Source organism: Pseudomonas sp. 3HC3 (assembly GCF_044904505.1).
Taxonomy (GTDB): Bacteria; Pseudomonadota; Gammaproteobacteria; order Pseudomonadales; family Pseudomonadaceae; genus Aquipseudomonas; species Aquipseudomonas putida_Y.
This window is the reverse complement of record NZ_JADDRH010000001.1, coordinates 168,631-180,652: the sequence shown is the minus strand read 5'-3', so window position 1 is coordinate 180,652 and position 12,022 is coordinate 168,631. Positions and strand designations below refer to the sequence as shown.

Here is a 12,022-nt window from a genome sequence, read left to right as displayed (position 1 = left end):
GTTCTCACATCCATGGCGCCAGCCCGCAAACTGCGCCATGTCTGCGTCAATCCAGCACTGGCCGAAGCAACGCCTGTGCCTCATACAGGGTCGGTAAATACCGCAACCGTATCTCATCAATACTCAACCGCGAAGCATGAGTAGTGATGGTCAGCGTCGCTTTCAACTGACCGGCCCGCCCCAGCAATGGCACCCCCAGCACCCGCATACCGATTTCATATTCCTGATCAACGATACAGAACCCCTGCCCCTTCACGCGCAGCAGCTCAGCGTCCAGCTGCGCCCGGTCTGTCAGTGTGTAAGGCGTCAATGCCCGCAGCGGGTGACGGGCAAAGTATTCGTCCCGCTCCCCCTCATCCAGCCAGGCCAGCCAGACCCGCCCGCCGGCCGTGCAATACATGGGTACCCGCGAGCCCGGCCTGATCGACAAAGACGCCACATGGCTATACCGGCTACGCACCAGATGGATGATCTCATCGCCATCGCGGGTACCCACCGATACGTGCTCCTGGGTCTGCCGCGCCACCTGTTCAACAATCGGCCGCAGCATGCGCGGCAGTTGCGCCGAGTCCACATAAGCCTGGCCGATACGCAAGGCCTTGGGGGTCAGCCAGTACTCACGGCTGTCCGTTTCGGCAAAGCCCTCATGCACCAAGGTCAGCAGAAACCGCCGCACCGCACTGGGCGTAAGGCCAGATAACCTGGCCGCCTGCGGCACACTCAGACGCGGCTGCTCGGCGCTGAACAGTTGCATCAGCGCCAGGCCTTTCTGCAAGCCCGCGATCAGGTCACGGGGATGGATGACGGGTGTGTTCATGCATTCGACTCGCTACCAGAGGCACAAAAACAGCCGATTACTGCGATAACCGGATCATGACTGCGATTATCGCATTAAGTGGCCGCTTGGCGCATTGTTGCCCACGCCCCTCTGCCTCACCCTTGCTTCCATAACAACGCCAATAAGGAGGTCAGCATGATTCGAGGTTCCACTGAACTGGTCGCCATCGTCGGTTCGCCCATCGCCCAGGTGAAGTCCCCGGAAAACTTCAACACCTGGCTCAACCACAACAACTGCAACCTCGCCATGCTGCCCATCGACCTGCACGAGGCGGCGCTGGACAGCTTTGCGGATACCCTGCGTGGCTGGCAGAACCTACGCGGTTGCGTGGTCACCGTGCCTTACAAGCAGGCGCTGGCCAACCGCGTGGACGGCCTGAGCGAGCGCGCAGCTGCCCTGGGTTCGGTCAATGTGATACGTCGCGAGCACGACGGACGCCTGCTGGGCGACAACGTGGACGGCGCTGGCTTCCTCGGCGCTGCGCACAAGCATGGCTTCAAGCCGGCGGGCAAACGGGCACTGGTGATCGGTTGCGGCGGTGTTGGCAGTGCCATTGCCTATGCACTGGCTGAGGCAGGGATCGCCAGCATTACCCTCAGCGACCCCAGCACAGCACGCATGGGTGCTGTATGCGAACTGCTCGGCAACACCTTCCCCGGGCTCACGGTCAGCACACAGTTCAGTGGGCTGGAAGACTTCGACCTGGTGGCCAACGCGTCCCCAGTCGGCATGGGCACCCGCGCAGAGCTGCCGCTGTCCACCGCCGTGCTGGCTACCCTGCTGCCAGACACCCTGGTCGCCGACGTGGTCACCTCACCCGAGATAACCCCGCTGCTGAACCGCGCGCGGCAAGTAGGTTGCAGGATCCAGACTGGCCCGGAAATGGCCTTCGCCCAACTGGGCCACCTTGGCGCCTTCATGGGCGTCACACCGCTGGAGATCTGAGGCCATGACGACTCTGGAGCACACACACAACAGCTTCGACCTGGTTGTGCTGGGCAGCGGTGCCGGTGGTTTTGCCGCTGCCGCCACCGCAGCCCGCCGTGGGCTGAAGGTACTGGTGGTGGAAAAGGCCGAACGCTTTGGCGGCACCTCGGCGATTTCTGGCGGCGCAGTGTGGCTGTACGGCACCGACCAAGCCCGTGAAGCCGGCGCCAAGGACTCCCCCGAGGCAATGCGCACCTATCTCAAGCAGGTCATCGGCGACGGCTACGACCCCGCCTTGGGCGATGCCTTCATCGAGCATGGCCACCAAGCGCTGCGCTGGCTGGAGCAGAACACCGAACTGCGTTATGCCCTGCGCCCACTCTCACCCGACTATTACCCAGATGCACCCGGTGCCACTCAGTTCGGCCGGGCGCTGGAAATGGTCGAATACGACGGCAAGCACCTGGGTACACGCTTCAAGGATCTGCAGATGCCTCCGCCCGGCATGCTGCTGTTCGGCGGCATGATGGTCAACCGGGTGGATATCCAGCATTTCCTCAGCATTCGCCGCTCACCCAGGTCGCTGTGGCATTGCCTGAAGCTGATGACGCGTTACGCGCGCGACCGCCTGCAGCACCCACGCGGCACCCGGCTTACCACCGGCAACGCATTGATCGCCCGCCTGGCCACCAGCGCCTTCGCCCACGGCACGCAGTTGTGGTTGCGCAGCGAAGCCGTGGAGCTGATCGCCGAGCACGGCGTGATCACGGGCGTGGTCGTACAGCGCGAGGGCCGCCGTGAGCGGGTAATGGCCCGTGGTGGCGTGGTGTGCGCCATGGGCGGATTCGCAGCAGGCGCAATGGCCGCCGGCTACCGCCCTGCTCAAAAGGCGCCGCACCTGACCCTGTCACCACCGGCCAACGACGGAGCCGCCCTGCGCCTTGCCCAAGCCGTGGCAGCAGCCGAGGGCGAGAGCCTGGCGGCCAACTTTTTCTGGGCACCGGTTTCCGAACTGCGTCATGCCGATGGTGAACGTGAGCGCTTCCCGCACCTGGTCACCGACCGCGCCAAGCCGGGCGTGATTGCGGTAGACCAAGCCGGGCGGCGCTTCGTCAACGAGTCCGACTCCTACCACCACTTCGTGCACACCATGTTCGCCAACGGCATTGCCAGCTGCTGGCTGGTCTGCGATGCCGAGGCAATGAACCGGTACGGGCTTGGCCTGGCGCGGCCCAAACCCGTCAACAACCAGGCGTTGATCGACGCAGGCTACCTGTACCGGGCCACCACATCGCAGGCACTGGCCCTGGCCATCGGCGTCGATCCACAGGTGTTTGCGCAAACACTTGCACAGTTCAACAGCGATGCCAGCAATGGCATCGACCACGCATTTGGCAAAGGCGGCAACAGTTACAACCGTTACATGGGCGACCCGCAACATACGCCCAACCCATGCTTGGCACCCCTTACCAAGGGGCCGTTCTATGCCATCCGCATTCACACCGGCGACCTCGGTTCAGCCCGTGGCCTGGTGACCAACGCCGATGCCAACGTGCTGAACCGCAGCGGTTTGCCCATTCCCGGGCTGTATGCGGTCGGCAACGACATGAACTCACTGATGAAAGGCACCTACCCCGGCCCCGGCATCACCCTGGGCCCTGCCCTCACCTTCGGCTGGCTTGCTGCCAACCACATCACCGCGCGCCTGCAGGCGCCGGCTACCCATACGGAGAACCCGGCATGTACTACGAACTGAGAACCTACACCCTCGACCCATTGAAAATGGCCGACTGGCTGGCCCTGTACCAAAGCCACGCACTCGAGGTGCAGAGCGAACACCTGGGCAACCTGGTGGGCTTTTTCACCAGCGAGTTCGGCGACGTCAACCAAGTGGTGCACATCTGGGGCTATGCCAGCCTCGACGACCGCATGGCACGCCGCGCAGCCATGGCGGCAGACTCGCGCTGGGCGGAATTCTCGCGACGCAATCGCGAGCTGGGCGCGGTACTGCGCCTGCAATCGCGGCTGCTGCGCCCGACCGGTTTCTCACCGCTGCAGTAAGCCACACGCCACCTCCTCCAACAGCCGAGCGGACCCCTTCCATGCCCCCCCTTGAATGTGACGTACTCGTCATCGGCTCCGGCGCCTCTGGCCTGGCTGCCGCCGTAACCGCCGCGCATCATGGCCTGACAGTGGTCGTCGCGGAAAAAGCCGGCCAGCTGGGCGGCACCAGCGCCTGGTCGGGGGGCTGGTTGTGGATACCGCGCAACCCCCTGGCCATCGCCGAAGGCATCGTCGAAGCCGACGATGCCCCGGAGCGCTATCTGCGTGCGCAAACCCACACCCGCGAGCTGGACCCGCGTCAACGCGCCTTCCTGCGCCATGGTCCGGAAATGGTGGCGTTCTTCCAGCAACACACTGCCGTGCAGTTCCAGTGCGGCAGCCGTATGCCCGACATGCGTGAAGGCGATGGCAGTGCACGCGGCGGTCGCTCGCTGTGTGCATTACCTTACGACGGGCGCCGGCTAGGGCCTTGGCTGCACAAGTTGCGCCCGCCGCTGGACATTGTCAGCCTGGCCGGCATGGGCATTGCCGGGGGCGCCGACATGGCTGCCTTCTTCAACGCCACACGCTCGCCGAAGGCAGCGCTGCATGTTGGCAAGCGCCTGCTGCGCCATGGCCGAGACCTGCTGCTGCACCGTCGCGGCCTGCATCTGGTCAATGGCAACGCGCTGGTAGCGCGCCTGCTGCGCAGCGCCCTTGATCGTGGCGTGACATTGCTGACCGAGAAAGCGGCCAACCGTCTGTTGTTGTGCGAAGAACGGGTCAACGGCGCGCTGTTTGCCGATGGCCAAGCGATCTACGCACGGCGTGGTGTGGTGCTAGCGTGTGGTGGTTTCCCACATGATCGCCAGCGTATCTCGCAACTGATGCCGCACGCGCCAGACGGTGACCAGCATTACTCCGCTGCGCCCAGGGAGAATATCGGTGACGGTTTGCGCCTGGGCGAACAGGCGGGTGGCCAGGTGTCTGCGGCAGGCGCCCACGGGGGCGCTTGGGCGCCGGTATCGCAGGTACCGCGCGGCAATGGCCATTTCGGCCATTTTCCACACCTGATCGACCGCGCGAAGCCCGGTTTCATCGCCGTGCGCCGCGATGGTCGGCGCTTCGTCAACGAAGCCGATTGCTACCACGACTTCATGAACGCGCTGTTCGCCGCCACGCCGCAGGCTGAGCAGCCGGAGGCCTGGCTGATCTGCGACCATGCTGCGCAACGACGCTATGGCATCGGTTGGGCCAAGCCCTTTCCCTTCCCTACCCGCTTCTATCAGCGCAGTGGCTATTTGCACAGCGGCGCTACCCTGGCGCAACTGGCGCAGCGCTGCGGGATCGACGCCGAGCAGTTGCAGCGCACGGTGGAGGGTTTCAACCATCATGCGGCACAAGGTGAAGACCCAACCTTTCTGCGTGGCGCGTCGGCCTACAACCAGGCCCAAGGCGACCCGCAGCAGGCACCTAACCCGTCGCTTCGGCCGTTGCTGAAGGGGCCGTTCCATGCGGTGAAACTGCTGCCAGGCAGCCTTGGCACCTTCGCCGGCCTGGACACAGACGCCTCGGCCCGCGTACTGGACCACGCAGGGCAGCCGATACCTGGGTTGTTTGCAGTGGGTAACGACATGCACAGCGTGATGGGTGGGTACTACCCGAGCGGCGGCATTACCCTTGGGCCAGGGATGACCTTCGGGTATCTGGCCGGTAGAGCGTTGAGCGCGGGCTGTGCACATCATTGATGTCGGTTTTGCGCCCATCAGGCAACCAATGCCAAAGCCTTCTACCCTCCAGTGACGTGAATAGCTGCCGCGCCCGCCGGCCAACGCAACCGTTCGATAACCGAACAGTAGCCCGTCTCTCGAATTGACGCTGCTGTCTTCACTGCTCACCATGCACCGGCCTTGCGTGCCCCCCTGCCTGGGAAGCGGTCACGTACCCGTAGCACCGCAGCTGAATACAATTTCAAGAAACGAGCAGTCTATGAACCACTCCAAGATCCCCCCCGCCGCGCCCCGGATGTCCCAGGGCTCGATCGGCGACAAGCTCCGCGGCGCCTTTGGCGTCGGCAAGACCCGTTGGGGCATGCTGGCCCTGGTGTTCTTCGCCACCACCCTGAACTACATCGACCGCGCCGCCCTCGGCATCATGCAGCCCGTGCTGGCCAAGGAAATGAGCTGGACGGCGATGGACTACGCCAACATCAATTTCTGGTTCCAGGTCGGCTACGCCATCGGCTTTCTGCTGCAAGGCCGGCTGATCGACAAGGTTGGGGTCAAACGGGCCTTCTTCTTCGCTGTACTGCTGTGGAGCCTGGCCACGGGTGCCCACGGCCTGGCCACCTCGGCGGCAGGTTTCATGGTCTGCCGCTTCATCCTCGGCCTGACCGAGGCCGCCAACTACCCGGCCTGCGTCAAGACCGTGCGCCTGTGGTTCCCGGCGGGTGAGCGGGCCATTGCAACGGGGCTGTTCAACGCCGGCACCAATGTTGGCGCCATGGTCACCCCCGCGCTGTTGCCGCTGATCCTGGCTGTGTGGGGCTGGCAGGCTGCGTTCATCGCCATGGGCAGCCTGGGCCTGGTGTGGGTCGTGCTGTGGGTATTGAAGTACTACAACCCTGAAGACCACCCCCGCGTGCGTCAGAGCGAGGTGCAGTACATCCAGCAGGATGATGAGCCCGAGCCGACCCGCGTGCCGTTCAGCCGTATCCTGCGCCTGCGTGGCACCTGGGCTTTTGCAGTGGCCTATGCGATGACCGCACCGGTGTTCTGGTTCTACCTGTACTGGCTGCCGCCGTTCCTGAACCAGCAATACAGCCTGGGCATCAACGTGACCCAGATGGGGATCCCGTTGATCATCATCTGGCTGACGGCAGACTTCGGCAGCATCGGCGGAGGCATCCTGTCGTCGTGGCTGATCGGCCGTGGCGTGCGAGCCACGACAGCGCGCTTGGTGTCCATGCTGATCTTTGCCTGCACCATGCTCAGCGTCATCTTTGCCGCCAACGCCAGTGGACTGTGGGTCGCGGTGGCGGCCATCTCGATCGCGGTAGGCGCGCACCAGGCGTGGACGGCGAATATCTGGAGCCTGGTGATGGACTACACACCCAAGCACCTGGTGAGCACCGTATTCGGCTTCGGCAGCATGTGTGCGGCAATTGGCGGGATGTTCATGACGCAGATTGTCGGCAGCGTGCTGACCGCTACCAACAACAACTATGCCGTGCTGTTTACCATGATCCCCGCCATGTACTTCCTGGCGTTGGTGTGGATGTATTTCATGGCACCGCGCAAGGTCGAGAGCGCCTGAGAGCGCTAGCCACTTACCTCTACGGGGCCCTTGCGGGCCCTTTTTTTGGCTTGGAGTTTCTTGAGAAACGGACAACGACAATGCAGCGTTCGGTGTGTGAGCGGGTTGACCCACGGACATGACGTAGACGGTGCCATGCGCCACGTTCGCTCGATCAGACGGTGGCCAACACCGCCTTGGCTTTCTCCAGCGCCATGCGCGCGCGCTGCTCGCCGCTGATGCCCTGCTCCAGCAATTGCCGCGTGGGGATTTCCAGGCTCAGCGGCACGCTCGGCGGCAAGGCGCGCAACAGGCCAACCAGGTCGGCATCGCCATCACCCGGGAAGCGTCGCTCGTTACGCGCCTGGCGCAGGATCTCGTCCATGTCGGCCGGTACCGGGCCAGCAACGTCACACAGTTGGGCATAGCGCATGCGCTGCGGCTTCAGTTGCGCCAGGTCGTCCAGCGAAGAGCCGGAGCGGTTGAAGTGGAAGGCATCCACCAGCACGCAGCCATTGGCGCAATCGGCGTTGGCCACCACCCGCATGGCCTGGCGCAGGTCGCGTACGTCGGTCCAGGGCATGAACTCCAGGTGAGGGTGAATGCCGTATTGCGCCGCCAGCTCGCACAATGCGGCAAAGCGTTCGGTCAGGCGCGCTTCGTCGGGGTCGTTGCCCGCTACCAGCAATTCAGTGCCACCCAACCCGGCGCCCACCGCCAGGATCGCTTCGAAATCGGCTACACAGGTTGCCGGCTCAAGGCGCAGGATCTCCAGGTCGAGCACCTTGATACCCGTGTCGCGCAGGCGCGCCTGGGTTTGCCGGCGCAGTTCGGCATCGGCTACCAACGGGAAATGCCGCTCCTGTTCGGTGGCGGGTACCAGCCGTAGGCCGACATGGCTGTAACCCGCTCGGGCGGCGGCCTCGACCATGTCCGGTGGAGACAGCTCGAGCACCGTCAGGGCCGCGAGGGAAAAAATTCGATCAGTCATTTATCATCACCAGCAATAGTAAGGTTGCATCAGCCAATGTGCTCGGGCGCGCAAGCCCGACCGCTTTGGGCTGCCTGTCGTATCGCTTCGATCAGCGCCAGTGTGCGCCCCCCGTCGGCAGCGTCGATCAGCGGCGCCTGTTCACCCCGGGCAACCCGCACAAAATGCTGCAATTGCAGGGTCAATGCCTCGCCGGCGGGGATGCTTTCCGAGCTTTGCAACAGGGGCGTATGCCAGCCCGAGCCTGCCTCGGCGTAATGCCAGCGCTTGAGCTGGGGAATGCTCAGTGCTCCTTGGGTACCGGCCAGCAGATAGCACGGCTGGCCATCCTGGCGCGGGTACACAGGGCTTTCGCCAGTGTCCAGCTCCCAGCTCCACGGAGCAGCCACCGCGTCAGACCCGGTCAGGCTGCCCAGGGCACCGTTGGCAAACTGCAACAGCACTGCGGCGCTGTCTTCGTTGGCAAAACCGCGTACATCGTTGCGGGTGAAGGCTTGCACCTGCACCACCTCGCCGCACAGGTAACGCAACAGGTCAAGGTCGTGGATAAGGTTGGTCAGCAAGAAGCCGGCCCCTGGCTCGCGACGCCAGGGCGTTTCGAAATAGCTGTCGGGCTTTTGCAGTTGCCATAGCGCGGTGACGTTGATCAGACGGCCCAGCTTGCCTTCGTTGATCACCTGGTGCGCCTTGGCGATCAGCGGATTGTGTCGGCGATGGTGACCTACAAGCACCGGCACACCCTGGCGGTTTGAAGCTTCCACCAGTGCACGCACTTCATCCAGGTGCACCCCCACCGGTTTTTCCACCAGCACCGGCACCCCGGCCTCGACACAGTCCAGAGCGGTGGCGACATGCAGGTTGTTGGGGTTGGCGACAATCACTGCCTCGGGGCGCACTCGCTCCAACATTTGCCGGTGGTCGGCAAAGCAGGGCACGCCGCACTCGGCAGCGAAGGCCTCGGCCTGCGGGCCGGGGTCGGCCACGGCACACAGTTGGGCTTGCGGCACATTGCGCAAGTGCTGGTAATGCTGCCGGCCCATGATGCCGGCGCCAATCAAGGCAATACGAAGGGGTGCGTTCAACAGCCTGTCCTCTTGTCATTGTTGTCATGAAATTCTGAAACCTGGTTCCATAATTCATAATCGACAATTTAGAACCAAGTTCAGCTTTTCAGAAGAACGGGCGCAACAGACTGTGCGGTAATCGACCGGAATATCCCCTCAGGCAAACAGCTCGCTGGCTGGGCTGGCCGCCGACAGCTCTTCTGCCGCCGCCAGCAATAGCGGTGCCAGCGCTGCAAGGCGGCTCTGTGCCAGCCGCGCGCTGGGCCCGGCGATGCTCAGCACGCCGATCACCTCGTCACTTTGCGGGCGGCGTATCACTGCGGCCAGGGCTGAGGTGCCGATGGCGGAGGTCTCCTCGACCCAGGCATAGCCACGCTCGCGGGCGCGGTGCAGGTAGGCGAGCAATTCATCGGTGGAGCGTGGCGCGTTCGGGCCGAACTGGTCGGGGTCGGCAATACCCTGGCGCAACACCATCTGCAGCGCCTGCTCATCGTCCAGGCTGGCCAGCCAGGCATGCCCGGAGGCGGTATAGAACAGCGGCGCGTCGCGCCCCATATCCGGGTCATAGCGCAGCCCGGAGCGGGCCCCCTGGGACTTGGCGATCCAGGTTTGCCGGGCATCGTCGATCACCCCAAGGCGCACCAGTTCACCGCTGTCCTGGGCCAGGCGGTCAAGAACCGGCTGGATGATGTCGGCACCGCTGCTGGCCAGGTAACGAAAGCCCAGCGCTACCAGCTTGGCCGACAGCTGATAGCGGCTGTTTTCCCGGTTCTGGCGCACGTAGCCCAGCCGCACCAGCTCAGTGAGCATGCGGTGGGCAGCGCTTTTGGGAATGTCCAGGCGCTCGGCCAGGGTTTGTAACGGCAGCCCTTGGGGTTCACCGGTAAGGCTTTCTACAAGACTGAAGGCGCGTTCGATCTGACTACCAGCCATGTCACAGGTCCCTGATTTTTTGCGGATTCTAGAAGATGATTCCACATCGTCGCTAGCCAGCGCAGCTCGGGCCACCTCGAATGTCCGGTGATCGCCCAGTTCTTGCCTGACATGACCAACCTGACCTTGCAGGACCACCCGTTGCTGATAAGAATGTGGAACATTGTTCTAATAAAAGCACAGGAAACCCGCAATGCCTTCCGCTCCTCTCGAAACCGAATGCGATGTACTGGTCATAGGTTCTGGCGCCGCCGGGCTGGCGGCGGCCGTCACGGCTGCCTGGCATGGGCAGAAGGTGATCGTGGCGGAGAAAGAACCGGTGTTTGGCGGTGCCACCGCCTGGTCCGGCGGCTGGGCCTGGGTGCCACGCAACCCGCTGGCGCGCAGGGCCGGCATCGAGGAAGACATCGAGCAACCGCGGACTTATCTGCGCCATGAGCTGGGGGCAAACTACAATGCCGAGCGCGTCGATGCCTTCCTTGAGGCGTGCCCGCACATGGTGGCGTTTTTCGAGAAGTACACGGCGTTGCAGTTTGCCGACGGCAACGGCATCCCGGACATGCATGGCGATACGCCGGGGGCAGCTCTAGGCGGCCACCAGGTGATCGCCGCGCCCTACGATGCCCGCGAGGTTGGCGCCCTGCTGCCACGCTTGCGCAAGACCATGCGCGAAACCTCGTTCATGGGCATGCCAATCATGGCCGGTGCCGACCTTGCCGCCTTCCTTAACATGACCCGCTCGCCCAAAGCCCTGCTGCACGTGTGCAAGCGCTTTGGCCGCCACCTGTACCACCTGGCCCGCCATGGTCGGGCCATGCACCTGGTCAACGGTGTGGCGCTGGTGGCGCGCCTGGCTAAATCCGCACAGGACCTGGGTGTACACCTGCAACCGTCGGCGCCGGCCAAACGCCTGCTGATCGAGGATGGCCAGGTGCGCGGGGCGTGGGTCGCGACGCCACAGGGCGAGCAACTGATCCGCGCCAAGGCCGTGGTGCTGGCGGCAGGTGGTTTCCCCAATGACAACGCCCGGCGCCAGCAACTGTTACCGCGCGATGCCAGCGGCCACGACAACCTGGCGCTGCCGCCCAAGGGGTGTTCTGGCGATGGCCTGCGGCTGGGCGAGTCCGCCGGCGGTGTGGTTGCTACCGACCTGAAGTCACCAGTGGCATGGGCACCGGTTTCACAGGTGCCGTATCGCGACGGCAGCGTCGGCCACTTCCCGCACATTATCGAGCGCGGCAAACCGGGCGTTATCGGCGTGCTGGCCAACGGCAAGCGTTTCGTCAACGAAGCGCATGGCTATTACGACTATGTGTCGGCCATGGTCGCTGCAGTGCCGCAAGGTCAGGAGGTGTGCTCGTGGCTGGTTTGCGATCATCGCTTCTTGCGCCGCTATGGCCTGGGGCATGCCCGCCCGGCACCGCTGCCGGTAGGGCCGCATGTGCGCAACGGCTACCTGAAACGCGGCGCCACGCTCGAGCAGCTCGCCCAGGCCTGCGGCATTGACCCGTCCGGGCTGCGCGCCACGGTCACTGACTTCAATAGCCATGCCCGTAACGGCCAGGACCCGGCGTTTGGCCGCGGTTCCACGCCGTTCAACCGCAAGCAGGGCGACCCACGGCACAAGGGCCCTAACCCATGCGTAGCGCCCATCGAACACGGGCCGTTTTATGCGGTGAAAGTAAAGCCCGGCTGCTTTGGCACCTTTGCCGGGTTGCGCACCGACGGCAATGCCCGTGTGCTGGATGAGGCCGGGCAACCGATCGCAGGTCTGTACGCAGCAGGTACCGACATGGCCAGCGTGTTTGGTGGCTGGTACCCGTCGGGCGGTATCAACCTGGGGCCGGCGCTGACTTTTGGCTACGTCGCCGGGCGGCACATTGCCGGGGTGCAGGGGTATGAGTGAGCTGATCCACAATATACGGGTGGTCG

The 12,022-nt window shown here is 64.0% G+C and carries 10 protein-coding genes; 6 read left to right on the top strand and 4 right to left on the bottom strand.

Going from position 1 to position 12,022, the window contains the following annotated elements; all coding sequences use genetic code 11:
- Positions 1-46: 46 nt before the first annotated feature.
- Entirely contained in the window at positions 47-817 is a 771-nt protein-coding gene (locus INQ47_RS01060) for an IclR family transcriptional regulator (protein WP_404700827.1), read from the bottom strand.
- A gap of 156 nt (positions 818-973) precedes the next feature.
- Here INQ47_RS01060 and INQ47_RS01055 point away from each other — a divergent pair, with 156 nt between their 5' ends.
- From INQ47_RS01055 to INQ47_RS01035, 5 genes are all read left to right on the top strand, one after another.
- The gene (locus INQ47_RS01055) at positions 974-1,783 is read left to right on the top strand and encodes a shikimate dehydrogenase family protein (protein WP_404700826.1); all 810 of its coding nucleotides are present in this window, start codon (positions 974-976) and stop codon (positions 1,781-1,783) included.
- Positions 1,784-1,787: 4 nt separating this feature from the next.
- A complete protein-coding gene (locus INQ47_RS01050) occupies positions 1,788-3,521 on the top strand; it encodes an FAD-dependent oxidoreductase (protein ID WP_404700825.1) in 1,734 nt (577 codons plus the stop codon).
- The gene (locus INQ47_RS01045) at positions 3,506-3,826 is read left to right on the top strand and encodes an NIPSNAP family protein (RefSeq protein WP_003250862.1); all 321 of its coding nucleotides are present in this window, start codon (positions 3,506-3,508) and stop codon (positions 3,824-3,826) included. Before INQ47_RS01050 ends, INQ47_RS01045 begins: the two co-directional genes overlap by 16 nt.
- A 41-nt stretch (positions 3,827-3,867) precedes the next feature.
- Entirely contained in the window at positions 3,868-5,556 is a 1,689-nt protein-coding gene (locus INQ47_RS01040) for an FAD-dependent oxidoreductase (RefSeq protein ID WP_404700824.1), read from the top strand.
- Positions 5,557-5,797: 241 nt separating this feature from the next.
- On the top strand, positions 5,798-7,123 hold the full coding sequence (locus INQ47_RS01035) for an MFS transporter (RefSeq protein ID WP_103469077.1): 1,326 nt from the start codon (positions 5,798-5,800) through the stop codon (positions 7,121-7,123).
- A 154-nt stretch (positions 7,124-7,277) separates the two neighbouring features.
- Here the strand turns inward: INQ47_RS01035 and INQ47_RS01030 are convergent, their stop codons facing one another.
- The 3 genes from INQ47_RS01030 to INQ47_RS01020 all read right to left on the bottom strand — a co-directional run bounded on the left by INQ47_RS01030 (position 7,278) and on the right by INQ47_RS01020 (position 10,090).
- Positions 7,278-8,093 (bottom strand): sugar phosphate isomerase/epimerase family protein, encoded by an 816-nt coding sequence (locus INQ47_RS01030; RefSeq protein WP_404700823.1) that lies wholly within the window; start codon positions 8,091-8,093, stop codon positions 7,278-7,280.
- Positions 8,094-8,122: 29 nt separating this feature from the next.
- A complete protein-coding gene (locus INQ47_RS01025) occupies positions 8,123-9,175 on the bottom strand; it encodes a Gfo/Idh/MocA family protein (protein WP_404700822.1) in 1,053 nt (350 codons plus the stop codon).
- A 138-nt stretch (positions 9,176-9,313) separates the two neighbouring features.
- A complete protein-coding gene (locus tag INQ47_RS01020) occupies positions 9,314-10,090 on the bottom strand; it encodes an IclR family transcriptional regulator (protein WP_404700821.1) in 777 nt (258 codons plus the stop codon).
- A gap of 193 nt (positions 10,091-10,283) precedes the next feature.
- On the opposite strand from INQ47_RS01020, the gene INQ47_RS01015 reads away from it, so the two are divergent.
- The gene (locus INQ47_RS01015) at positions 10,284-11,996 is read left to right on the top strand and encodes an FAD-dependent oxidoreductase (protein ID WP_404700820.1); all 1,713 of its coding nucleotides are present in this window, start codon (positions 10,284-10,286) and stop codon (positions 11,994-11,996) included.
- Positions 11,997-12,022: the final 26 nt, after the last annotated feature.